We start from the raw sequence: 24,834 nt of genomic DNA, 5'->3' as shown, positions 1-24,834 counted from the left end.
AGGAGGCTAAGCCGAATAGCCCACAAGTTTGTCATTGGCCCGTTGGTAAGCCGCGTCGTAATGTGATCACCTAAATAATAATGAGGCCATAATATGAACCTCTAACGAGGTGGCCAAATTAACTATGCCACTTCAGTTTGAGTGGCATACAGTGGAGCTAAGACATAAAGTCAGACATCATCAACACTTTAGTTTGCTTGACCCACCTTATACGACAGAACTCCATAGTATCGATGGACTAGGCATTAGCGTTAGCATCTTAAGTGCATATTATTTCATCTGTCTTTTGAAATTCTTGCCACCCGTCCGATTATTTTAAGCTCGGACAATTCCTCTCTAGTCAGTTTTATGTCTGGAAAGTGTTCTGAATCTTCTGCTGTTATGGTGAAACTATTATCTATTTCTGGCCGTATCCAACGGATCCATACTTGAGAATTCACGAGTATGGCGAAAATATCTGCGATTTTGACCGTGTTTTTACTTTGATCTATTAATAGCTCATTACCTGTGTTGATGAGGGAAGCCATACTGTCATCAGTGGCTAAAATTGTAATGAGTTTATTTTTATTTAAGCCTCGCTGCTTAATATAATTGAGATTAAATGCCATGTTATCCGACATGCATTCCAATGTTAACCTAGTGTCATCCACACAGATAGTAGGCGGATTAACCGAGACAAACTGTATAGTTTCGGCAGCCTGTTCTTCAAGTTCATTAAAACCTGCCAACCATGCTGCTGGCTTGTTGAATAGCTTAGCAAGGTCTAAAATTTGTGAATGTTTTGGAGCTCTTAGACCTTGCTCCCAGTTGGAATAACGGCTGGGAAGGATATTAAGACTTTTCGCTGTTTCCTCGGCCGTCCATTGCTTTTCGGTACGACACTGTCGTAATCGCTTTGCGATCAAAAACTTGATATCCGACATAGTGGAACCTTCTATAACCTTATTTACTACACAGTATTATAGTATAATACTGCATTTGAATAAGCTGTTGCAAAGTAAGCGACAAAAATAAATGTAAAATAAACAGAGACACCCAAGGTTAAGAAATTAAACAGAAACCCCCCCCCCCCACACACACCCAGTGTTTAATGTCGGTAAGTTCAGCTTACTGGCATTTTTATTTCTAGTATATCTCTGAGGTCTGCGCTTGAACGTCCTAGGAAAAGACCGAGTCCGTCGGTGGGCGCTAAAATCAGGCTTCAGCCATGTCGTAGAAATATTTTAGCAGACGTGGAATTACAGCTTATTCGACTAGGGCTAACCTACTAAATAGGCTTAAGATGTGCTGGTAGGTGGATTTTTTAATTGGACGATTTTATCCTTGCTGCCCAAGCTGCGTTTCACCTATGTATCTGACATTTTTTAAAGAGGATCAACCAGTGTCGCTCGTGACCTGAGTATGTTCACTGCTAAATTCGTCCTAGTTGGAAAAGACCAAGACAGCAGTGTCAGGCATCACAGCGATGGGAAAACTGCAATGTTCAGCGTATCGGAGCAATGACTCGTGCCGCTCTCACAGACTCTCACCGAATGACTACTACCACCTTTAATCCCTGTATCTAGGTCAAAGTAGTATTCTCCCGTAGTCTCTGCGCCTGATATACCGGTAAGACTTTCTGTTAGTACTTCATCCAACACGATATCGACAGTTTGATATTGTTGCCAGTAAAGCTCTATATGTTTAACACCTTTGTACTTATAACCCGAAGCTGACAAGTTAACATTACTTGTAGGCGAAGTAGAGTCTGAATCTACATTAGACATTATTGAGTTACCCGCACCGTTGGAGGCATAGATTCGATAGTAAAATAGGGTGTCGGCAGATAGACCAGTGTCGTTATAACTCGTGGCCTCGGCTGGCAGAGTCTGGATCTGTGTCCAGCTAGTCGCATCTACTGAGCGTTCAATATTGAAGCTCGACTCATTCGTCGAGTTATCCATCCAAGCTAGACTTATCTGACTCGAAGAAGCCATGCTAGCGCTCAGTCCTGTTGGGGCATTGGGCGGCATTAGGCTAGCATCTGTTTCAGAACGAATATAGAGGTTCGAAATTGTGATGCTATCGAATGAGGTATTGTTCCCGGCACTTTGATCGCTATCTTCAATTTTTAGCCTGACTTCGCCGCTCACACCTTGAGGAAGCGTGGCGCTGTAATGGTTGCTGTCGCCACTTGAAAGTGCTGCAAAGTCAGAAAAATTTGCGCCATTATCCACCGAGTAAGACAGTATCATTTGGTCGTCAGTTGAGACTGACATGCTGGCATCCAGATGTAGCTCCACTATGTTGGCCGATGCTATGCTAAATAGCCAAGTATGGGTCAGGTAACTAAATCGGTTCTGCTTCTTACCGCCGGATTGGCGCTCTGTAATGGTCTGACTCGAGCCACTATCGAGGGCCGAATCTAGGTAACTGCCGCTCACTGTGCCTGCGGTGAATATCTCACCATAAGCGACTTGATTGATAAAGGGAGCTGCATCGACGCTAATCTTGATATTCACTGCATCACTGGCCCCTAAATTGTCGGTGACAGTAAGAGTCGCAGTATAATCACCTGCCGTAGTATAAAGATGTGTTGGCATTGCCTCCGTTGAGCTTGCGCCATCACCAAAGTCCCAATCGAAGCTGATACTGCTTTGGGGATCATCATCTTTTGAGCCAGAGCTATCAAATGTCACCTCCAATGCTGCCTGGCCTGTAAGTGGATCTCCTGCTATTACCGCAATTGGCGCTCGATTCAGGACTGAAACGGCAATCGAGTCTTGGTCACTTAAGCCATCATTGTCTGTGACGGTAAGGCTTGCCATGTATTCTCCTGGGGCTAGGTATTCATGAACCGGATCATCCATAGGGTCTGTGGTTGTCATTCCCGCTCCGTCACCGAAAAGCCAGTCATAACTGACAATGTCGCCATCATCTGTCGAGCCTGCACTGGTAAACGACACTGGTGTAGGTGCCAGCGCTGGCGAATAGCCTGAGGTGCCGATGTTGGCCGTTGGAGCCTGAAGGCTTGAGGGGCTCTGAACGGTGGCAGATATGATGTATTGGCCTAAGCTGCCGTAATCCGGGTAGCCAGTATCCAGAGGATCACCTTTACCTACACCATCTATCATCAGGAAGTAGGTGCCGGCATTGGCGAAGCTGCCGCTCAGTGATGCCGATAGCATGTTTGCGACATTGTCAGTTTGCAACAAGTCACCGCCACTGTCGTAGAGCCTGGCTTCTACGTCTAAGTTTGGACTGATATCATCGGCTTGAATGGAGATGCTATAACTCCCCATCGCCGCGTCAAACTTAAACATATCTTGGTCGCTGGTAAGGTGAATGAGACCAAAAGCATCGAGTTGGTTTGTTGCGCCATTATCTGTGACTGTCATGGCTGTTACGTTGTCGACGATACTCATGTCATCGACATGGTCATCATCCATCAAGGGCGCACCATTGTTTTGAATGATCTGTATATCATCTTGATCTTCATTAGCCAGTGGGTAGGTGTTCATGCTCCATTGGACTAACTCTTGATAATAACCCACCCCCATTATCGGTGCCCAGCCAGTGACACCAGAGCCATGGCCTGTGTAATAGCCGGTTCCATCGGTTTGTCCATCATGGCTTAGGCCTAAGTTATGACCGGCCTCGTGGGTGATAGCCTCACCGGCACCGACGACACTCGAGTTAAACACGAAGGCGGGTTTTAAGTAATTGGTATCGGAACCGTAATCATCGAATGCTCTGAGGTAGGCAAAGCCACCACAGCCACAGTTGGAGAAGGTGTTCTGGGTTATGACCACGCGTGTGCCGAAGAGTTGATCGCCAGAGGTCTCACGGGCTATGGGATCGGCTGCAAGGTCATCTGGGTCGGTGAGGTCTTCTGTGGTGACATCGACATTAAAGGGGGCAAAGTCTTCGGCGACCTGTCGCCACATCAGGTAAATTCTATCTAGCTCGTCTGGTGTAAAACTCTCGGGAACGCCATCTGGGTTGTAAGCGGGTGACACTATCTGTGTGCCATAGGAGTTGTTCCAGGCTGTGCCTGTGGTCGTGTGGCCATCAAAATCCAATAGTATTGTTCTAGGCGCTCCAGGCCTGCTATGTAATTTGAATGTTTGATCTTGGTTTAGTGCAGTTTCCGCTGTGGTCAAAGGTTCTGCCATGCTGTGTTGACTAGGTTCTTGGATCTCAACATAGAAAACACGCCCTTGTTTATCTAACCAGACACTCTTATCCCGTCTGATCATCTTGGCAAACTCGGCCGTAGTCTTGCCATACCAAGCCGCTACTTCTGGAAGTTTAGCTCCCAGTAGACCTATGGCATGTTCACCGTTTGCAGGCTCTGGAAGCGTTACAGATGGAAAAACACGATGTGAGTTAGCCACATTTTGCGTCTCTGGTGGGGCGTTGTCTGCGGCGGCATCGAATCCAGATAGCCCAGTAGCCGATAATAAAAAGCTTAACAGCGCAAGCTTAAAAATTTTATTTGAGTAATCCATTACCGTTCCTTTTTTAGCGACCGATAGTTAAGTTAAAGTGTAGCAGGGGATAAGGTGTTCACTCGCTAAAGCTGGATAGACCCTGGATTTAGTCATGTTTTTAACGGGTTAATATTGACTCTGGGGCTGCCGATAAAAAAACAACTTGTCCCATTAGAGTGATGGTGACTCGAGCGTAAAACTGCTTTAATAGTCTTATGTTTATGGAGTTAGTAGGTTGGTATGTCTTTTTCTGTGTTGGATCTAGTCTCTTTCGTGTGTTTTTTCTGTTGCTGGGTGGGCTATACCAGCTTTGCGCGGCGTAAGGCTAAAACCACTAACTGTATCGCCAGATGCTTACATCAACATCGAATCCATTGGATGAATGAGCTGATGACCCGCGAGATCCGAGTCGGAGAGGCAGCCTTATTGGCGAATCTGGAGCGTAACATCACTTTTTTCGCCTCTACGACCATGTTGGTACTCGCTGGTGTGTTGACCCTGTTTGCTCAAGTTGAGCGCTTAGAGGCTGTGATAACAACCATCCCGTATACAGCCACCCCAGTGCACTTGTTAATTCAAGTTAAATTGGCTTTACTGACCTTTATTTTCGTGATGGCTTTCTTCCAGTTTACCTGGTCCATGCGTCAATATGGCTTTCTCAATGTGATGGTAGGTGCGGCGCCTTTCGATCCCAGTGGCGGTAATGAAAACCTTAAAAACTATGCAAGGCAGATGGCGATAGTGCAAGATCAGGCGGCGCATTCCTATAACTATGGCTTAAGAGCATACTATTTCTCGATGGCAGTCATGTGCTGGTTTTTCCATCCTGTTTTATTTATCTGCGCTAGCCTGTTCGTTGTATATACCCTCTATCGCCGTGAGTTTAAATCTAAAGCGGTAATGGCGATTACTGCGGGTATGCAAGCGTTAGCTATTGAAAAGGAGCGGGTGAGTAAGCGTTAGTCTGGTACTATTTTATTCGTTCCCTAAAGGGTTGCTAGACAGTTTTATCCACTAACGATTAACGCCTGCAGGTGACACGCCGATTTATTTCGAGTGTATCCGCTTTCGAGACCTTTGTGTTTATTTTGTTATAAAGTTACCTAGTTACTCTCATATTGATTCAATTATAAATCTAGTTCACAATTTTGAGCTAAATTCCGTTGTTAGCTTACAGTTCTGGAATGTAATGTGACCTCAATATCGGTATTTTAGTTAACAAGTGCTTACCATTCATTATCCTAATTTTTATGGTTGATGATTGTGATGGCAGGTTTCTCAGATCAGGTTAAAACAATAAAGAAGGGCCTAGATGTACCTATTGCCGGAGCACCCAGGCAAGAGATTGAAAATTTCTCCAGGTCATCTCATGTGGCCATTCTTGGCGAAGAGTATGTTGGCTTAAAACCTACTATGTTGGTTGAAGTGGGTGAAGAGGTTAAGAAAGGCCAGCCGCTGTTCGAAGATAAGAGAACACCTGGTGTGATATTTACCGCTCCCGCTAGTGGTGAGGTGGTGGCAATTCACCGTGGTGAACGCCGTGTGCTTCAGTCGGTGGTGATTAAATGTCATGGCTATGACAGCATCAGCTTCGAGTCCTATGGCTCACTTGCTCAAGTGAGTCGAGAACAAGTTAGAGATAACTTAGTTAACAGTGGCTTATGGACAGCGCTGCGAACTCGCCCTTTTTCTCGGGTACCAGAGCTCGATTCATCACCTGCTGGCATATTCGTTACAGCCATGGACACCAATCCGTTAGCAGCCGACCCTCGTATTATTATCGCCGAGCAGGAAAAAGCGTTTTTAACCGGTATGCAGGTACTCACTCGCTTAACCGACAATAAGGTGTATCTGTGCCATGACGAAGCAGATAACCTGCCGGGTCATGATCTTCCTCAAGTCGAAACCAAGCGTTTCAGTGGTGTTCACCCTGCTGGGTTGGTGGGTACTCACATTCACTTTACTCTTCCTGTGGCTATCGAACGACCTGTTTGGCATATTGGCTATCAAGACGTCATCGCCTACGGCAAGCTATTTATGACCGGTGAGCTCTATACCGACCGCGTCGTGTCTATTGCCGGCCCAGATGTGATTAACCCTAGGCTTATCCGCACTCAACTCGGTGCCGAGATCGTTCAAAGCACTAAAGGTGAGTTAACACCAGGTTTATCCCGTGTGGTGTCAGGCTCTGTACTCTCGGGTCACACAGCATCGGGTCCACGCAGCTACCTTGGCCGCTTTCACAATCAAATCACCGCCTTGACCGAAGATTCTGAGCAGGAAGTGCTCTCTTGGGTTCGTGGCGGAGCGGACAAATTTTCTATCACTCGCGCGGTGACTTCACGTTTCAATCGTTCCAAGAAGCTATTCAATATGACCACTCACACAGGTGGCTCACAGCGCGCCATGATGGCATTTGGTCAGTTAGATCGCGTCATGCCCTTAGATGTGTTGCCTACCCTATTGATCCGCGACCTTGTGGTCCGTGATACCGATGAGGCGCAGGAACTTGGCGCATTAGAGTTAGACGAAGAAGATTTAGCATTATGTACCTTTGTTTGTCCGGGAAAATACGATTTCGGTAAAGAGCTTCGTGCTTGTCTGGACATCATAGAGAGGGAAGGGTAATGAGTAATAAAGATAAAAAGCCTGACATTCAGGAAGACTATTACGCGCCGGGCCAAGCGATGAAGGGATATCTAAGATCCTTAGTTATCGCCAACGGTCGCAGCACGAAAGGCAAGGTGCATGTACGTGACGCCATCGATGTTAAACGTACCATGACCTTAGTGGGTCTGTGTTTAATGCCTGCTATCTTGTTTGGCTTATACAACTTAGGCCTTCAGGCGCAGATTGCCATAGCATCTGGCTTATCCACCCCGGATGTATGGCAACTCGCGCCATTTAATTTAGTCTTAGGTGGCCTCACCGAGCAGACGGGTCTCATCGGCTTGTTTTTATACGGCTTGAGCTTCTATTTTCCTATCTATCTTACAGCGCTGCTAGTGAGTCTGTTGTGGGAGATGGTGTTCGCTAAGGTGCGTGGCCAAGAGCTTCACGAAGGCTTCTTCGTTACTGCCTTACTGTTCACCCTGATTTTGCCCGTTTCGACGCCGCTCTGGTTAGTCGCCATGGGTATCACCTTCGGCGTTATTATCGCCAAGGAACTCTTCGGCGGTATGGGGTATAACTTCCTCAATCCGGCGTTAGCAGGCCTGGCCTTTATCTTTTTTGCTTACCCGACTCAGATTGCTGAGCCTGCACTGTTAGTCGCAGCCGATGGTTTCTCGGGGGCGACAGCGCTAGCCCAAGCCGCGGCGGGTAAGTTGATCTTTGCCGATTATACCTGGTATCAAGCCTTCTGCGATCCACAGTGGTGGAACGCCTTCCTTGGCTTCACGCCTGGTGCTATCGGTGAAACCAGTACTCTGGCCCTGCTGATAGGTGGTGGTTTACTGCTTGCCACTCGTTTAGCCGATTGGCGTATCGTTGCCGGCGTGATGCTTGGCATGATCTTAACCTCAGTCATGTTTAACCTCATAGGTTCAAGCAAGAATGATATGTTCGCCATGCCTTGGACTTGGCATCTTGTGACCGGCGGTTTCGCCATCGCCATGATGTTTATGGCCACCGATCCTGTGACGACCTCTTATACCCGTCAGGGCAAGCTGGCATATGGCATCTTAATTGGCTTTATGACAGTGCTCATTCGGGTGATGAACCTGAAAATGCCTGAGGGGATCATGCTAGCCATCTTATTCGCTAACTTGTGGTCACCACTATTCGATTACATGGTGGCTCGCGCCAATATCAAACGCAGAGCTAAGCGCACCGCTGCGCAGTTAAGCAATGACAATTCGGGAGCTAAATCATAATGGCCTTGAAGAAAGATTCTGTGGTGGGAACCATGATTTTCATCATCACCCTCAGCCTCTTGTGCTCATTTATGATCACAGGAACCGCCGAGCTACTCAAAGAGCGCAAGCTGGTCAAGAAGCGTGATGAGCTTAAGCGTTATGTATTGATGGCATCGGATATGAATATCCAAGGCGATAAAGATTTTCGCGCCATCTTCGAAAAATCGGTCACTCCTGTGATTATCAATCTCGACTCGGGTGAAATTCAGCTAAAAGAGCGCGTCGATGTGATGGATTTCGATGAACGTATGGCGGCGATTAATCCTGAAACATCGCATAAGCTAGAGAAAAAGAAAGATAAAGCTAAGATTAAAACCCGTGCCGATGAAGTCCGTGTGTTCAAGGTGTTCGATGATAAAGGTGAGCTGTCTAGTGTCGTTATGCCTATCTATGGCAAAGGCCTGTGGTCGATTATTTATGGCTACCTTGCATTGAAACCCGATTTTAACACTATCGAGAATATCGTGTTTTATGAACATGGTGAGACTCCAGGTATCGGTGACTTTCTTAACGAGACACAGTGGACCGATAAATTCCGCGGCAAGCAAATTTTCGATGCTAAGGGTAAGCCTGTATTAAAAATTGTTAAGGGTGGCGCAAAAGAGGGCGACATCCATGGTGTCGATGCCGTGAGTGGCGCAACCATGACGGGACGTGGCGTACAGCGTTCGATTCAATTCTGGTTTGGTAGCGAAGGCTTTAAAGTCTTCTTAGACAAGCTAAAAGCTTCGGAGGTTTAAGATGAGTAAAAATTTAGCCGCCACTCGGGAAGTTCTGACGACTCCTATTTTATCCAACAACCCGGTTGCCATGCAGGTGCTCGGGGTCTGTTCTGCGCTAGCGGTCAGTAATTCGATGCAAACGGCATTGGTGATGACCTTAGCCGTGACCTTCGTGCTGGTGTTTTCTAATCTGATCATCTCGACCATACGCAAGCTTATTCCCAACAGCGTACGGATCATCGCGCAGATGACGATTATCGCCTCATTGGTGATCATCGTCGACATGGTGCTGCAGGATATCGCTTATGAGTTGTCTCGTCAGCTATCTGTATTTGTGGGTCTGATTATTACCAACTGTATCATCATGGGCCGCGCTGAAGCCTTCGCCATGAAGAATAAGCCGCCAATGGCCGTGGTCGATGCCCTAGGTAATGCCATGGGCTATGGCGTGATCTTACTCGGCGTGGCTTTTGTTAGAGAACTTGTAGGCAGTGGCACTCTGTTTGGCCATGAGATTTTGAAAACGGTGGAAAATGGAGGCTGGTACCTCACCAACGAGATGTTCAAGTTGCCACCGATTGCCTTCTTCCTGATCGGTTTGATGATCTGGGCCATCAATGTCATTCAGCGTAAGAGAGGGTAAGAGAAGGTTATGGAACACTATATAAATTTATTTGTTCAGGCAGCCCTTATCGACAATATGGCACTGTCATTTTTCATGGGCATGTGCACCTTTCTCGCGGTCTCTAAGAAGGTATCCACCTCCTTCGGTCTAGGTATCGCCGTGATAGTCGTGATGATGCTTGCGGTACCCTTAAATCAGCTGATTTACGCCAATGTACTGGCTCCTGGAGCGCTGGCTTGGGCCGGATACCCTGAGATTGATTTGAGTTACTTGCAGTTGATCACCTTTATCGGTGTGATCGCGGCGTTAGTGCAGATCCTCGAGATGTTCTTAGATAAATACATCCCGAGCCTCTATGACTCGCTGGGGATCTTCCTGCCACTACTGACCGTTAACTGTGCGATTTTTGCTGGGGTTATTTTCATGGCCAACCGGGATTACACCTTAGGTGAGTCCGTGGTGTTTGCCGCAGGTTCTGGTTTTGGCTGGGCCATGGCGATTGTGATGTTGGCAGGCCTGCGTGAACGAATGAAGTTTCATGCCATACCCGAAGGGCTCCAAGGTGTAGGCATTACGTTTATCACCACAGGCTTGATGGCATTGGGCTTTATGGCATTCGCAGGTATCTCAATTTAATTCAGTGAGCTGATCGCGTACTTAGATTAACGAAGTTGAATTAACGAAATTGAATTAAGAGAAGGTAGATCCGATGGAAATGGCAATTGGTATCGGCATGTTTACCCTAGTGGTGAGTATGCTGGTAATGGTGATTCTATTCGCCAAGAGTAAACTGGTTTCAACCGGCGATGTAAGAATCGGCATCAATGATGACGAAGAAAAGAGCCTCACAACGCCAGCGGGCGACAAGCTGCTTGGTGCATTGGCCAATAAGAATATTTTTATTCCATCGGCCTGCGGTGGCGGTGGAACCTGCGGACAATGCCGCGTAATCGTGAAATCTGGCGGCGGGGATATCTTGCCAACAGAGCGCGACCATATCACCAAGAAAGAGGCTAAAACGGGTTGTCGTTTAGCCTGTCAGGTGGCGGTTAAAACCGATATGGAGCTCGAAGTCGAAGAGGAGATCTTCGGCGTTAAAAAGTGGCACTGTGAAGTTATCTCAAACGATAACAAGGCCACCTTCATTAAAGAGCTGTTGCTGAAGATACCCGAAGGCGAAGACGTTAAATTTAAGGCCGGTGGTTACATTCAGGTCGAAGCGCCGGCTCATCAGGTCAACTATAGCGATTTCGATATTCCAGACGAGTATCGTGGTGATTGGGATAAGTATGACCTGTTCAAGCTGGTGTCTAAAGTCGATGAAGACGTGTTGCGTGCATACTCTATGGCTAACTACCCAGACGAGAAAGGTCGCATCATGCTCAACGTGCGTATCGCCACGCCGCCATCGGACGGTGTGCCGCCGGGTAAGATGTCATCTTACATCTTCAACCTGAAAGCCGGTGATATGGTGACGATATCGGGCCCCTTCGGTGAGTTCTTTGTCAAGGAAACCGATGCCGAGATGGTGTTTATCGGCGGTGGTGCGGGTATGGCGCCGATGCGCTCGCACATCTTCAATCAGCTTAAGGGTGTGAAGACCAAGCGTAAGATGAGCTTCTGGTACGGCGCACGCTCGACCCGAGAAGTCTTCTATCAAGATGAGTTCGATAAGCTAGCTGCCGAAAATGAAAACTTCGTCTGGCATGTGGCACTGTCCGATCCTCTGCCTGAGGATAACTGGAAGGGTTACACCGGCTTTATCCACAATGTGATTCTTGAAAACTATCTTAAGAGCCACAAGGCGCCGGAAGATTGTGAGTTCTACATGTGTGGCCCTCCTATTATGAATACTTCGGTGATCAACATGTTGGAGAGCCTAGGCGTCGAAGAGGAAAACATCCTGCTGGATGATTTTGGTGACTAGCCTGCAGCGTTATACGTAGAAACGGATAGATAAAATGCAGCCTTAGGGCTGCATTTTTTTGGGAGGGAAATAGTAATTTGGGGATTTAATAGCAATAAGTCGGTTAAAAGACAAAATAATTGAGGACGTTAGGTGATTCAACACCAATCAAGTATGAAAAGCGACCAAGTCAGATGTCCTATTATACTTGGCCAGAATAGTTCGGACTGGCTTTGATTTTTGCAGATGAGGTATAGGAGGAGAGTTAAAGAAGGTTAAAGGCCCCACTAGTAGGGTCTTTGACGGCTAAACCTAACAAATACAGTATGAATTGAGAAAGACAGCAACAAGTTACAGAACACTCAGTTATGTATTATCCTTGAACCGCTATCATTCATTTTAAACCCATTTTACATCTCTAAAGCTCTGTCCTAACAAGTTGGAGGGGGAAGAGCATCAAGTGGCTAAATGAATAGACCTGATTGCGACTTGTAAAATTAATTATTACACTGAGGGACTAATTAATTTCTAACCTGTCTCAGGGACTTAAGATGATCATTAAGCCAATTGCCACTAATGTTATTACCGGTTTTCTAGGGGTAGGCAAGACCACGCTAATCAAGCGTCTGCTAGCCGATAAGCCAGTGAATGAGAAATGGGCCGTGCTAGTCAATGAATTTGGTGAAGTGGGCATAGATGCGGCATTGCTGGGCAGACGCGGTGAAGGAGTGGAGATCCGTGAAGTGGCTGGTGGCTGCATGTGCTGCGCAGCGGGTGTGCCTATGCAGGTTGCCATCAATCAGCTTATTGCCAAGGCAAAGCCAGATAGACTGCTGATAGAACCTACGGGGTTGGGCCATCCAAGGGAAGTGCTGAGGCTACTCAGTGAGCCTCACTATCAAAATGTGATTAAATTAAAATCCACCCTGTGTCTGGTCGATGCTAGAAAAGTCACCGATGCGCGCTATCGCGAGCATGATATTTTCAATCAGCAACTCGAGGTCGCGGATATCATATTGGCGACTAAGTCCGACCTCTATACTCGGGATAGCCTGTCTGAGCTTAACGATTATCTGCAGCAGAAAAGCCTGTCCAATAAAGCCTGCAACTTACTCACTGTCAGCATGGCTGAGGCAGATTCAGCGGCATTGCCTCACGAGTTAATGACCCTATTAAATGAACCCGCGGTCATACCTGCAACAAGACCCAGTAAGCCAGCATCCTGGTTAATCCCCAAAACCAGCGTGTTTGAACTGGATTACGATTACGATTACGATGTATTGGAGTTTGACGAACGCGGCATGGTGTCTAAATCAAATACCGGAGAGGGAGCTTATAGCTGTGGCTGGGTATTTGACCCAAGTTATGAATTTAACTTCGATGGGCTGCTGATTTGGGTGAAAAGCCTAGATGTATTGCGCTTTAAAGCCGTGGTTATTACCGATGAGGGTATTGCCGGTATTAATTTGGTTGATGGCGAGATGACGATCACCGAGCTAGATGATGTGATGGATTCAAGGCTCGAGCTTATTTGTCTAGGTAAAATCGAAACTGTAGAAATAGAAGCTAAACTTATCAGTCTAGCTAGACGACTAATTTTTTAGATTTTTTCGTATAATTGTCTGTAGGTGATATTTGTAAGTATAAAGTTGCAATTGCTAGGGGGTGGGTGTTTTTTAAGTTAGTCTGACTAGCTAGAGACGATGTTTCTCTTTGTTTTTCACATTATATAAATATGGATGTTTAATATGTCACCTGTTTGTCTCCAATCTAAAGCCAAGTTCATTGCTTTTGCTCTGCTAGTTGCTTCGCCAAACTTTATGCTCTGTGCGGTTGAAACCACTGCTGCTCTTAGCTCTACTCCTGGCTCTACTCCGAGCTCAGAGCTTGGCTTTGATACTAGCCCAGTTTCAGAGCTAGCGCTAACCTTCAGTGGCAGCTATACCAAGTATAAACAAGCCGTTGCTGACAATAATGATGCCGAAATCCTCAAGTTTTCCTCTCAAGCTTATTTGCTAGGTAAACAAAAGTTTGGTGATAAAAGCATTGATACCGTTAACTTAGGGCTAAATTATGCCGCTGCACTGAGTCAAAAAGATAAAACTTTAGATGACAACCAAGCAAAGCAGCGTAAAGCCCAGGCCCATCAGCTTTACCTTGATGCACTGGCGGTTTACGAAGTTGAATACGGTGATGAGTCGGTTGAGAGTATCGACCCTCTGCTTGGCGCGGCGAAAACCAATTCAAAACTTAAGCTTGCTAGAACACAACTCAGGCAAGCGGTAGAGATAGCCGAAGACAGTGAACGTCCGCTTCTGTTAGCCAGTGTCCAGATGAGCGCGTTTAATGAACTTAAAAATACGAAATATTATGATCGCAAGGTGCGTGATTATGCCTTGAATGCCTTGGAGATATACCAGCATGAACTGGCTCCAAATGTGCTTAAAAGAGTGGAGGCGACCTATATTGCGGCAATGATCTGGCTGGCAGAAAACAGGCAGGGCAAAGCGATTCCACTTTTTGAAGAAGTGATCGCCCAATTCTCAAAACTTGATTATAGCCATCCCTATGAGCTAGCCTCCCATGCAAGGCTTGTCGAGCTGTATGAAGAAGAAGGCGAAAGCGAGCAGTCGACAAAACATTGCCTAGCCATAGGGAGTATGCGCCCCTGGCAAGAGTCTCAAGAGCAGACCCCCTTGTATCGTGTGCCGCCCAAATATCCCATTTCTGCAGCAAGAAGAGGCAAGGAGGGCTGGGTACAGATAGCCTTCATCGTAGATGAATATGGTTTTGTTACTGAGCCTAAAGTCCTTGATTCAAGAGGCGGGGCAGGATTTGAGAAATCATCTTTAAAAACTCTGAAGAAGTGGCGCTATGCGCCTAAATTTGTCGATGGTAAAGCGGTTGCGGCCGAGAGTCGGGTTCAGTTGGATTTTACTTTATACAAAGGTTAACTTTAGGTAAATAATGGCCTCGATTAAATCGAGGCCATTGCTGATATATCTGATAACGAATCGTTAGAAGAGTTTACTTCCCCAGCCTAACTTACTTCTGAGTACGTGGAAGTAGTTATGGCCCTTGGGGTGTATCAGCCTGAGTCGCTCATGACTGCGCTTGATCAATATCTCATCACCGGGAAGGACAGGTAAGGTCACATGTCCATCACAGCTCACCTCTAAATTGTCTCCGTTGTCGGGTGAGACAACCAATTTAATCTTGCTACACGCATCGACGACTATGGGCCGGCAAGAGAGTGTGTGGGGAAACATGGGGACTAATATCAAGGCTTCGAGATTGGGTGTCAGTATGGCGCCGCCGGCAGAAAGTGAATAGGCCGTAGATCCGGTCGGTGTCGACACTATCATGCCATCGGCACGTTGACTGTACATGAAGACATCATCGATATAGACTTCAAATTCAATCATATGAGCGACTTTTCCCGGATGCAATACTGCCTCGTTGACGGCGGTATTACTGGACTTCATATGGCCATGGCGATGAACCTCGGCTTCGAGCAAGAAACGAAACTCAGTCTCGAAGCTGCCATCGAGCACTTCTCCTAGGGCATCCTCGAACGTATCGGGAGGAAGGTCAGTCAGAAACCCAAGGTTGCCGCGATTGACACCGATAACCCCTATGTCGTATCTGGCAAGCACTCGAGCGGCACCTAACATATTACCATCACCGCCAACGACGATGGCTAAGTCGCACCGCTCACCTAACTCGAGTAGGTCTACTGATTCACATTGAGGAGCAATCTCAGCGGCGACTCTTTCTTCCACCAAGATATCGAAGCCTTGTATAGACAGCCAGTGGTGTAAGCGTTTCAGAGTTAAGTGGGTGCCGTGATGGTTCGGCTTTCCAATCAGGCCGATAGTTTGAAATGTTTTAGGCATAATTATCTGTTAGGGCTTGAATCCAGTAATTTGACCCCCATAATATGTTCAAACAACTTGATATGCGGGATCGAGCATTTTTAAGTTAATTGAGTATATGCCCAGAGCAAGCAGAAACAAAGCATTTTAGCTGGAGTAAGAATGAGCAACGAATCGAGTAAAGCGGAACAAGAACAAGTCGATACTGTGGTAGAAGGTGAAATTCTAACAGCTGATGAAGCTGAAACCGGCACAGATGAAGCTGGTTTGATGGATGAATTAACCCAAGCAAACTTCCGCATTGAAGAGTTAGAGCAGGCACTAGCCGAGTCTCAAGCCAAGGTAGAGGAGCAGATAGACTCTGTGACTCGCGCCGCAGCATCAGAGGCCAATATTCGTCGTCGTGCGGCTCAAGATGTTGAGAAGGCTCGTAAGTTCGCTCTAGAGAAGTTTGCCAATGAGCTACTTCCTGTGATCGATAATATGGAGCGTGCGCTTGAGGGAGCAGACGCAGAGGCCGAAGAGACTAAGGTTATCTATCAGGGCGTTGAACTGACACTTAAGAGCTTTATCTCTACCGTGGATAAGTTTGGTCTGAAAATGGTAGACCCACAAGGTGAAGCTTTCAACCCTGAGCATCATCAAGCTATCGGCATGCAACCTAGCTCGGATTTTCCGGCCAATACGGTCATGATGGTCATGCAGAAAGGTTACATCTTGAATGACCGTCTATTGCGTCCTGCTATGGTGATGGTGTCTCAAGGCGGTGGTTCGGTAGATACGCAGGCTTAATATCAGCAGTGCCTAGTTCCTAGGTTCTAGATTCTAGGTATAAAAAAAGGACTGCAAATGCAGTCCTTTTTGTGTCTGGAACACTTATGTATATTTCCCATGGATGGATAGAAATATACGTTTGTTTTCAAGATACCAATCAAGCCTATTTAAGATATTCTTCTATTTGTGCAAGAATGCCCGCACTGTCGAGTCTTAGATCGGCCAAGATCTCTTTTTGTTCGCCATGCTTAATGAACTCATCCGGTAGGCCTATTTGCAGCACAGGCATAGGACGTTTCAGTCGTTGCAGTTCCTCTAATACTCCTGAGCCCGCGCCGCCCATGATGGCATTCTCTTCTACCGTGACGAGTATGTCATGGCTGTCGCTCAATTGTTTGATCAGCTCAATATCCAGAGGCTTAACGAAGCGCATATCGGCGACTGTGGCATCGAGAGATTCGGCAGCGACCAAGCTACTGTCTAAGAGTGTGCCAAAATTGAGTATGGCGATCTTACTGCCTTGTCGTTTGAGCAAACCCTTGCCTATCGGCAGGGCCGTCATCTCTTCGACTTGTGGTTCACCGGTGGCGCTTCCTCGAGGGTAACGCACCGCAGTAGGACCGTCTTTATAGCAGTAACCCGTGTAGAGCATCTGACGACATTCATTCTCATCGGATGGCGCCATTATGACCATGTTGGGTATGGTGCGCATAAAGCTCAAATCGAAGGCGCCCTGGTGAGTTGGGCCATCGGCACCCACTATGCCACCACGGTCGATAGCAAACAGTACCGGGAGTTTCTGCAACGCAACATCGTGTATCAGCTGGTCGTAACCTCGCTGCAGGAACGTCGAGTAGATAGCGACGACAGGCTTGAGGCCTTCACAGGCAAAGCCTGCCGCGAGAGTGATGGCATGCTGCTCGGCGATAGCGGCATCGAAATACTGCTTGGGGAATCGCTGCGAAAATTCAACCATGCCTGAGCCTTCTCGCATGGCGGGAGTGATGCCAAGGACCTTGTCATCTTGCGCCGATATATCACACAGCCATTTTCCAAACACCTGTGAAAAGGTTGGATTACTAGGCTTAGATGCCGGCTTCTCGAACGTCGAAGGATCGAATTTAGGCACGGCGTGCCAGCCGATAGGATCTTTCTCTGCGGGTTCATAACCACGACCTTTCTTGGTCATGATATGTAAAATTTGTGGTCCAGAAAGATTACGCATGTTGCGCATCGTCTCGACCAGAGCATCGACATCGTGGCCATCGATTGGGCCGATATAGTTGAAGCCGAGCTCTTCAAACATGGTGGCGGGGACAACCATGCCCTTGAGGTGCTCCTCGGTGCGCTTTGCCATCTCCTTGATGACTGGCATGCCCTGAAGTACCTTCTTACTGCCTTCTCTAATCGTGGTGTACAGTCGACCTGACATCAGCTGGGCTAAGTGATTATTGAGTGCGCCCACATTCTCAGAGATCGACATCTCATTGTCGTTCAGCACGACCAGCATGTCATTATGAAGATCGCCGGCGTGGTTCATGGCTTCAAATACCATTCCCCCCGTCATGGCGCCATCACCTATGACTGAAACGACTTTGCGTCCGGCCTGCTCTTTCTCGGCGGCAACGGCCATGGCCAATGCCGCACTGATAGACGTACCCGAGTGACCGACGCTGAAGGTATCGTACTCACTCTCTTCACGCCATGGGAAAGGATGGATCCCGCCTTTTTGACGTATGGTATGCATTCTGTCACGGCGTCCGGTCAAGATTTTATGGGGGTAAGCTTGGTGGCCCACATCCCAGATCAGACGATCGAAGGGCGTATTATAGACGTAATGAAGGGCCACTGTGAGCTCAACCGTACCGAGTCCGGAAGCGAAGTGACCACTTGACCTAGCCACAGATTTAAGCAGAAAGCTTCTTAACTCGTCGGCCAATTGTGGCAACAAGTCTTGAGGAAGCTGTCTTAGCTCATCTGGGGTATTAGCCTGTGCAAGCACAGGGTATTGGGAAATATCCAAACTCATCGAGATACATTGTCTCTTTTATTAAACTCTTCGCTCTATGATGTAACGGGCGAATTCGGCAATTAGCTGACTATTGTATGGTAATTTGGTCAGCGCTGATAGAGCATCCTCAATCAAACTCTTGGCTGTGGCCTGTGCGCCAGCTAATCCGAGTAGTTGAGGGTAAGTGCTCTTGTTTGATTCGCAATCCGAACCTTGCGGTTTGCCAAGCTCTTCGGTGCTGGAGATAATATCCAGTACATCGTCTTGCACCTGAAATGCTAAGCCTACGGCATCGGCAAATTTCATTAGGAGGGTCTGTTCTGCATCGGAAACTTGCGCCGCTATCATAGCTAGTTCGACGGCGCAGCGTATTAGCGCACCGGTTTTTAATTTGTGCAGTTGGGTGAGCGTGGCTAAGTCTATCTGTTTGTCCGTGGCACTCAGATCCATGGCTTGACCGCCACACATACCCGAATAGCCAGACGCCTTGGCTAAGGCGCGAACCATGGCTAAATTTTGCCTGGGCGCTATTCCGTCTATGGGCTCACAGATGATCTCGAAGGCAAGGGCTTGCAGTGCATCGCCGGCCAGAATCGCCGTGGCTTCATCGAAGGCGACATGCACAGTAGGCTGTCCGCGGCGAAGCGCATCATCGTCCATGGCCGGAAGGTCGTCATGGATAAGAGAATACGCGTGCACACATTCGATAGCGGCGGCACATGAATCTAGTTTTTCCAGTGGAATGTTAAGCATATCGCCGATGGCATAAACCAGGAAAGGGCGGATACGTTTGCCACCGAGTAAGGCGCCGTGTTTAATCGCGGCAAGGAGTTTAGGATCTGTGACAGTTTGACTATCAATGATCATTTCTAGCTGGCTATCGACACGTTGCTGGTATCGAGTGATCGTATCGACTAACACTTATTCTCCTTCAGTATCGAAAGGGGTCAGCGAGGCGTTTTCATCTTCTTGCATCAATATGGACACTTTTTGCTGGGCTTGCTCCAGCTTTCCCTGACTGTTTCGAACCAGCTTTATGCCTCTCTCGAACTGTTTTAGGGCGTCGTCCAGTGACACATCACCCTGTTCAAGATCAGAAACTATGCGTTCGAGTTCGGTGAGTGATTCTTCAAAAGTGAGATTTTCAGGTTTTTTAGCCACGACAAGGATTCCTAGAAATTAGCGTGAGACACGGTATCGCAGGCGGCGGCAAGGGTCAAATCTGCCTGCGGTAAATTTGTGCGATAGCACGTTTTCCAGAGGTTTTTTTATAAAAAATTGAATTTGAACCTAAACTTGCGTGTAAGCTGTCCGATAACAGAGGTAAGGTATTATTTATTTTGCCATGACGGCTTAGTCGAAAATCGTGAAAATCAGATGTTTATGGCATCATTGTTAATATGCGATCTTGCCTAGGACATGGGCATCAGACTGAGCGTTTATCACCCATTTCATACTGATCTGAGTTTTGTCTCCGGGATCAGTTTTATTTAAGGAGCAGTTGTGGATTTAGCGACCCTGATCGGACTTATCGGTGCATTTGGATTTATCATTGGGGCTATGTTCAGTAGTGGTGGGATCGCTATCTTTGTTGATGTTCCGTCAGTGTTAATCGTGATATGTGGTTCTCTGTTCGTGGTCATGATGAAGTACAACCTCAAACAGTTTCTCGGTGCGATGAAAATAGGTGCTAAGGCATTTATATTTAAGCTAGATAAGCCTGATGAACTTATCGAGCAGTCTGTGACCATGGCCGATGCCGCTCGTAAAGGGGGCTTCTTAGCCTTGGAAGAAGCCGAAATTAACAATAGTTTTATGCAAAAAGCCATCGACATGCTTGTCGATGGCCATGATGGGGATGTGGTGCGTGATGCGCTGGAAAAAGACATAGATCTAACCGAAGCCCGCCATAAAGCTGGGGTGAGTATCTTCCAGACTCTGGGGGATGTGGCTCCCGCCATGGGGATGATAGGTACGCTTATCGGCCTGGTTGCCATGTTATCGAACATGGATGATCCTAAATCTATTGGGCCTGCAATGGCCGTCGCCTTGTTGACCACCTTGTATGGAGCCATAGTGGCTAACATGATAGCCATTCCCATTGCCGGAAAGTTAGAGCTGAGAATGAAAGAGGAGATGCTCAATCGTAACCTGATCATGGATGCGGTACTGGCGATTCAAGATGGTCAAAACCCCAGGGTTATCGAAGGTTTCTTAAAAAATTACCTCTCAGAGAAGCAAAGACAGATAGATACGACGGACGGGGAATAGCCAGATGGCTAAGAAACCCAAATGTGAATGTCCTCCACCAGGAGCGCCACTTTGGTTGGCGACCTTTGCCGATCTTATGTCGCTGCTGATGTGTTTCTTCGTGCTCCTGTTAGCATTCTCTGAGATGGATGTGATGAAGTTTAAGCAGATCGCAGGCTCGATGAAATATGCCTTCGGGGTGCAAAATAAAGTCGAAGTCAAAGACATTCCTAAGGGAACCTCAGTCATTGCCCTGGAGTTCAGACCCGGGCGTCCCGAGCCGACACCAATCGAGATAATTAACCAGCAAACCAACGAGATGACTGAGCCCACACTGGAATATCAGGCCGGCGATGAAGACAGCTCAGGTGGTGTGCAGCAGCAGCGTGGTGAGCAACGTGGTGGTGAAGCCTCGGCGACGGCGCAAGAGCAAGCCGAAGCTGAGTCTAAGGCTAAGTCAGACGCCGAGGCGAAGGCCGAGGAGGAATCTAAAGCCCAGGCCGCCGCCCAGGAAAACATCAACGACCAAGTGAAGAAGATGGCTCAGGAGCTCAATAAAGAGATTGTCGATGGGGCGATTGAGATAGAGTCTCTCGGGCAGCAGATCATCATTCGGATCCGTGAGAAGGGGGCGTTTTCATCCGGCTCCGGCTTCTTACAACCCAGGTTTAAACCTGTGATCCGCCGCGTTGGCGAGCTACTCAGGGATATTCCTGGGATCGTGACTGTGTCGGGTTACACAGACGATATGAGTATCAGCAACGAGCTTTATAGCTCTAACTGGGACTTGTCGAGTAAGCGTGCGGTTGCCGTCGCCCACGAGTTGATTAAAGTGAAAGGCTTCGATCAAAACAGGATGAAAGTGGTTGGCATGGCTAATTCAAACCCGTTAGTCGACAATGATTCGCCGAGTAATCGGGCTCGAAATCGTCGCGTCGAAATAGCCATCGAGCAAGGAAAGCCCAAGTATTCCGATGAGATACTCGTTGGCCAGTAAATGACTGTTAATTTTAGCCTAGTTCACCGCCTAACAAGTCAATAGCCATAGGTATCAATAACAGGAAGTGCATCTGCACTTCCTGTTTATTTATCGTTAACTCTGTCTTTTTCTCTTTCTTGACTGCTTTCTGGTTTTATCTCTTTTACGGTTAGCCAGCACTGTGAATTCAACATAGGCAATCTCCCTCGCTTCTTGGTGTAATACCCATTCCATTAAATTTATGATCGCTGAATGATCACTTACTTAATGGAACTGGTATAATACCGCCCAATATTATTTAATGGCTTTATCCTCCCGGAAGACCCTGATGAAATTTATCGTAAAATTGTTCCCTGAAATCATGATGAAAAGCAAACCGGTAAGAATGCGTTTTACCAAGATGCTTGAAACCAATATCCGAAACGTACTTAAGAAGGTCGATGAGACTGCTAAGGTTAAGCGCGAATGGGATAAGATCATGGTGATGGTACCTAGCGATAGACCCGATCTTATTGCTGCATTTGGGGAACGTTTAGCCTGCATTCCGGGTATTGCCCACATTCTGCAGGTCAATGAGAGTACATTTGAGTCGATGGATGATATTTACCAGCAGACATTGGCCTTGTACAAGGATGACCTCGCGGGTAAAACATTCTGTGTTCGCGCTAAACGTGTGGGTAATCATGATTTTAAGTCAATCGAAGTCGAACGTTATGTGGGTGGCGGCTTAAATCAGTTCACCGAGGCTAAGGGCGTTAAACTCAAGAACCCCGATATGACGATCAATTTAGAGATCGACAGAGAGAACCTTTATCTGGTGGTGAAGCGTATTCCAGGTCTAGGTGGCTTCCCTATGGCGACCCAGGAAGATGTGCTTTCGCTCATTTCCGGTGGTTTCGATTCCGGTGTCTCTAGCTATCAGTTCATCAAGCGTGGCTCCAGAACGCATTACTGTTTCTTTAACCTGGGCGGCGATCAACATGAGATCGGCGTTAAGCAAGTGGCTTATCATTTATGGCAGAAGTACGGTGAGTCCCACAAGGTGAAGTTTATCTCAGTGCCGTTCGATCCTGTGGTGACTGAAATTCTGGAAAGAATAGATAACGGTCAGATGGGCGTTGTTCTCAAGCGTATGATGATGCGTGCGGCCACTAAAATCGCCAATAAAATGGGGATTCAGGCCCTGGTCACTGGTGAAGCAATGGGGCAAGTGTCTAGCCAAACTTTGACTAACCTCAATGTCATCGACCGCTGTACCGAACAACTTATCCTTCGTCCCTTAATTGCCATGGATAAGCAAGATATCATCAATATCAGTCGTGTGATTGGCACAGAAGATTTCTCTAAATCTATTCCAGAATACTGTGGCGTTATCTCAAATAAACCGACCGTGAAGGCGGTACTTGCTAAGATTGAAGCCGAAGAGCTTAAATTTTCTGAAGATCTTATCGAGCGTGTTGTCGATGCCGCCGTGATCATCGACATACGCGAGATAGCCAAGAGCGTGGATGCGCAGATAGTGCAAACAGAAACCGTTGATTCAGTCGATTGCAGTGAAGTGATCATCGATGTCAGATCGCCGGAAGAGGAGGAGCGTGATCCACTCAAGGTGGATGGTGTTGAAATTAAAACGATTCCTTTCTTTAAGCTAGCGACACAATTTTCCGACTTAGCCAAGGATAAGACCTATCTGCTCTATTGCGATCGTGGCGTGATGAGTAAGCTGCAAGCGCTTTATCTTCAAGAGCAAGGCTATGAGAACGTCAAGGTATACCGTCCCTAAGCCCATGTTCGCGATGGGTCGCTGACAATTAAGCTCACAAGCCGCATCTAATAAGATGCGGCTTTTTATTGCCTTGCTTTTATTACTCTTTGCCTGCTTAGTCGAGATTAGCGCCTCGCGTCATTATGAGCGCATCATACAGACACAAAAAAGCCGCATTAGCTGGAAGTAAGCTATGCGGCTTCTGGAACCTAGAACCTAAACACTTTATGCTAGGCTAACAGCGTTACTCTGAACGGGTTACGCTTGCTGTAGTTTCAGCCACTTGCTCTGTGGCTATTAGCATATTGGTCATGTCTTCATTCAGGTTATTCTGCATCATCTCCATGCCCTCAGCAAGATCTGCGGCTATGGTGGCATGTAGGTCCAGTGTGTCTATGGTGATTTCATCGGCACTGACGCTTGTTGCTGTAGTGAGAAGAGCGAGAACAAAAACAGTTTTAAGGTTTATCATATAAAGACGCCTCCGGGCGGGTCATTCGTGTTGTCAGACACTCCCCCGTTACGTCGTAGAGGCTGTCTAACTATAGTCATTTTGTTGGTGCGAAATTTAACCAAAAACGCATTCCTTTACAAACGATAAAATGTAACAATACGGATTAGAAAAACTAATTAAAAAACGAGATCGTGATCACTATGGCAAGACGCTTACCTCCATTGAACGCGGTGAAAGCTTTTGAGGCCGCAGCCAGACATCTCAGCTTTACTCGCGCAGCAGAAGAATTGTTTGTGACTCAAGCCGCAGTGAGTCATCAAATCAAGGCGCTGGAAGAGTTTTTGAGCCTAAAGTTATTTCGCCGCAAGAACCGTTCTTTATTGTTGACGGAAGAAGGCCAGGGCTATTTTCTCGACATTAAAGATATCTTCATTCAACTTGCCGATGCGACCGATAGATTATTGGCAAGAAGTGCCATAGGTTCCCTCACAGTGAGCATGTCGCCGAGTTTTGCCATTCAATGGCTAGTGCCGAGATTGGCCAAGTTTAGCGAGAACAATCCAGATATCGATGTCAGGATAAAGGCCGTCGATGATGATAATGATGCGCTCTGTGATGATGTTGACGTTGCCATTTTTTATGGACAGGGGAACTGGGTTGGACTACACGCCGATAAGCTCAAGAATGAGGTGTTGATCCCGGTTTGTTCTCCTATGTTGTTGAATGGTCCCAAGCCCTTAGGTAAACCGAGTGATCTGAAACATCATACGCTTCTACACGATACCAACCGTCATGATTGGCAAGCCTGGTTTAGACAATGCGGGATTAATGATATTAATGTGAACCAAGGGCCGATGTTTAGTCATTCTTCTCTGGTATTGCAAGCTGCGGCTCATGGGCAAGGTGTGGCCTTAGGCTACAGCGTACTGGCTCGTCCCGACATTAAGGCGGGCAGGCTAGTGTGTCCTTTCCCTGAAGTTTTAGTCAGTAAAAACGCATATTATTTAGTTTGTCAGCAGAATCATGCCGAGGTTGGCAAGATCGCCGCTTTTCGCGAGTGGATGTTAGATATGTTTGAAGAGGA

The 24,834-nt window shown here is 47.1% G+C and carries 21 protein-coding genes and 1 pseudogene; 14 read left to right on the top strand and 8 right to left on the bottom strand.

The genetic code is table 11. From position 1 onward, the window contains the following. Window positions 1-275 precede the first annotated feature (275 nt). The 3 genes and pseudogenes from HRU42_RS15820 to HRU42_RS15810 all read right to left on the bottom strand — a co-directional run bounded on the left by HRU42_RS15820 (window position 276) and on the right by HRU42_RS15810 (window position 4,490). A complete protein-coding gene (locus tag HRU42_RS15820) occupies window positions 276-923 on the bottom strand; it encodes a LexA family transcriptional regulator (protein ID WP_295032377.1) in 648 nt (215 codons plus the stop codon). Window positions 924-1,049: 126 nt separating this feature from the next. After that, window positions 1,050-1,239: pseudogene (locus HRU42_RS15815) on the bottom strand (hypothetical protein); the annotation flags it as partial. Window positions 1,240-1,457: 218 nt separating this feature from the next. After that, window positions 1,458-4,490, bottom strand: coding sequence for a PKD domain-containing protein (locus HRU42_RS15810; RefSeq protein ID WP_295032376.1), 3,033 nt, complete (start codon window positions 4,488-4,490; stop codon window positions 1,458-1,460). 222 nt (window positions 4,491-4,712) lie between these two features. Here HRU42_RS15810 and HRU42_RS15805 point away from each other — a divergent pair, with 222 nt between their 5' ends. The 9 genes from HRU42_RS15805 to HRU42_RS15765 all read left to right on the top strand — a co-directional run bounded on the left by HRU42_RS15805 (window position 4,713) and on the right by HRU42_RS15765 (window position 14,596). Next, the gene (locus HRU42_RS15805; protein ID WP_295032374.1) at window positions 4,713-5,435 is read left to right on the top strand and encodes a DUF599 domain-containing protein; all 723 of its coding nucleotides are present in this window, start codon (window positions 4,713-4,715) and stop codon (window positions 5,433-5,435) included. A 303-nt stretch (window positions 5,436-5,738) separates the two neighbouring features. Next, window positions 5,739-7,100 (top strand): Na(+)-translocating NADH-quinone reductase subunit A, encoded by a 1,362-nt coding sequence (locus tag HRU42_RS15800; RefSeq protein WP_295032372.1) that lies wholly within the window; start codon window positions 5,739-5,741, stop codon window positions 7,098-7,100. Then, a complete protein-coding gene (locus HRU42_RS15795; RefSeq protein ID WP_295032370.1) occupies window positions 7,100-8,347 on the top strand; it encodes an NADH:ubiquinone reductase (Na(+)-transporting) subunit B in 1,248 nt (415 codons plus the stop codon). The genes HRU42_RS15800 and HRU42_RS15795 overlap by 1 nt, the downstream gene beginning before the upstream one ends. Further along, on the top strand, window positions 8,347-9,129 hold the full coding sequence (locus HRU42_RS15790) for a Na(+)-translocating NADH-quinone reductase subunit C (protein ID WP_295032368.1): 783 nt from the start codon (window positions 8,347-8,349) through the stop codon (window positions 9,127-9,129). The genes HRU42_RS15795 and HRU42_RS15790 overlap by 1 nt, the downstream gene beginning before the upstream one ends. A 1-nt stretch (window position 9,130) precedes the next feature. Next, window positions 9,131-9,754, top strand: coding sequence for an NADH:ubiquinone reductase (Na(+)-transporting) subunit D (locus HRU42_RS15785; protein WP_295032366.1), 624 nt, complete (start codon window positions 9,131-9,133; stop codon window positions 9,752-9,754). A 9-nt stretch (window positions 9,755-9,763) separates the two neighbouring features. After that, window positions 9,764-10,372: an NADH:ubiquinone reductase (Na(+)-transporting) subunit E gene (gene nqrE / locus HRU42_RS15780; protein WP_077752588.1), complete on the top strand. Its 609-nt coding sequence runs from the start codon at window positions 9,764-9,766 to the stop codon at window positions 10,370-10,372. 73 nt (window positions 10,373-10,445) lie between these two features. Beyond that, on the top strand, window positions 10,446-11,663 hold the full coding sequence (gene nqrF, locus HRU42_RS15775) for an NADH:ubiquinone reductase (Na(+)-transporting) subunit F (protein WP_295032364.1): 1,218 nt from the start codon (window positions 10,446-10,448) through the stop codon (window positions 11,661-11,663). A gap of 530 nt (window positions 11,664-12,193) precedes the next feature. Beyond that, window positions 12,194-13,246 (top strand): GTP-binding protein, encoded by a 1,053-nt coding sequence (locus HRU42_RS15770; RefSeq protein ID WP_295032362.1) that lies wholly within the window; start codon window positions 12,194-12,196, stop codon window positions 13,244-13,246. Window positions 13,247-13,390: 144 nt separating this feature from the next. Continuing rightward, entirely contained in the window at window positions 13,391-14,596 is a 1,206-nt protein-coding gene (locus HRU42_RS15765) for an energy transducer TonB (RefSeq protein WP_295032360.1), read from the top strand. Window positions 14,597-14,659: 63 nt separating this feature from the next. Here HRU42_RS15765 and nadK read toward each other — a convergent pair whose 3' ends face one another. Continuing rightward, window positions 14,660-15,538 (bottom strand): NAD(+) kinase, encoded by an 879-nt coding sequence (nadK, locus tag HRU42_RS15760; protein WP_295032357.1) that lies wholly within the window; start codon window positions 15,536-15,538, stop codon window positions 14,660-14,662. 141 nt (window positions 15,539-15,679) lie between these two features. On the opposite strand from nadK, the gene grpE reads away from it, so the two are divergent. After that, window positions 15,680-16,309 carry a nucleotide exchange factor GrpE gene (gene grpE / locus HRU42_RS15755; protein WP_295032356.1) on the top strand — a complete coding sequence of 210 codons (630 nt, stop codon included), beginning with the start codon at window positions 15,680-15,682 and terminating at the stop codon, window positions 16,307-16,309. 145 nt (window positions 16,310-16,454) lie between these two features. Here grpE and dxs read toward each other — a convergent pair whose 3' ends face one another. The 3 genes from dxs to xseB are packed head-to-tail and all read right to left on the bottom strand — an operon-like array spanning window position 16,455 to window position 19,463. After that, window positions 16,455-18,320: a 1-deoxy-D-xylulose-5-phosphate synthase gene (gene dxs, locus HRU42_RS15750; protein WP_295032354.1), complete on the bottom strand. Its 1,866-nt coding sequence runs from the start codon at window positions 18,318-18,320 to the stop codon at window positions 16,455-16,457. 21 nt (window positions 18,321-18,341) lie between these two features. After that, on the bottom strand, window positions 18,342-19,223 hold the full coding sequence (gene ispA, locus HRU42_RS15745) for a (2E,6E)-farnesyl diphosphate synthase (protein WP_295032352.1): 882 nt from the start codon (window positions 19,221-19,223) through the stop codon (window positions 18,342-18,344). After that, window positions 19,224-19,463, bottom strand: coding sequence for an exodeoxyribonuclease VII small subunit (gene xseB, locus HRU42_RS15740; RefSeq protein WP_295032350.1), 240 nt, complete (start codon window positions 19,461-19,463; stop codon window positions 19,224-19,226). It abuts the gene before it with no gap. A gap of 342 nt (window positions 19,464-19,805) precedes the next feature. On the opposite strand from xseB, the gene pomA reads away from it, so the two are divergent. The 3 genes from pomA to thiI all read left to right on the top strand — a co-directional run bounded on the left by pomA (window position 19,806) and on the right by thiI (window position 23,314). Further along, complete coding sequence (pomA, locus tag HRU42_RS15735) at window positions 19,806-20,573, top strand: flagellar motor protein PomA (protein ID WP_295032348.1); 768 nt, start codon at window positions 19,806-19,808, stop codon at window positions 20,571-20,573. Window positions 20,574-20,577: 4 nt separating this feature from the next. Further along, window positions 20,578-21,549, top strand: a complete 972-nt coding sequence (locus HRU42_RS15730; RefSeq protein WP_295032346.1) for a flagellar motor protein MotB — start codon at window positions 20,578-20,580, stop codon at window positions 21,547-21,549. Window positions 21,550-21,859: 310 nt separating this feature from the next. After that, window positions 21,860-23,314 (top strand): tRNA uracil 4-sulfurtransferase ThiI, encoded by a 1,455-nt coding sequence (thiI, locus tag HRU42_RS15725; protein WP_295032344.1) that lies wholly within the window; start codon window positions 21,860-21,862, stop codon window positions 23,312-23,314. Window positions 23,315-23,540: 226 nt separating this feature from the next. On the opposite strand, the gene HRU42_RS15720 is transcribed toward thiI, so the two are convergent. Then, on the bottom strand, window positions 23,541-23,768 hold the full coding sequence (locus tag HRU42_RS15720; RefSeq protein ID WP_295032342.1) for a hypothetical protein: 228 nt from the start codon (window positions 23,766-23,768) through the stop codon (window positions 23,541-23,543). A gap of 182 nt (window positions 23,769-23,950) precedes the next feature. On the opposite strand from HRU42_RS15720, the gene HRU42_RS15715 reads away from it, so the two are divergent. Further along, on the top strand, window positions 23,951-24,834 hold an 884-nt coding region (locus HRU42_RS15715; RefSeq protein ID WP_295032340.1), incomplete at its 3' end, for a transcriptional regulator GcvA.

It is taken from the genome of Shewanella sp. (genome assembly GCF_013214165.1).
Lineage (GTDB): Bacteria > Pseudomonadota > Gammaproteobacteria > Enterobacterales > Shewanellaceae > Shewanella.
The sequence above is the reverse complement of the archived record's forward strand: the minus strand, read 5'-3'. Positions and strand labels throughout refer to the sequence as shown.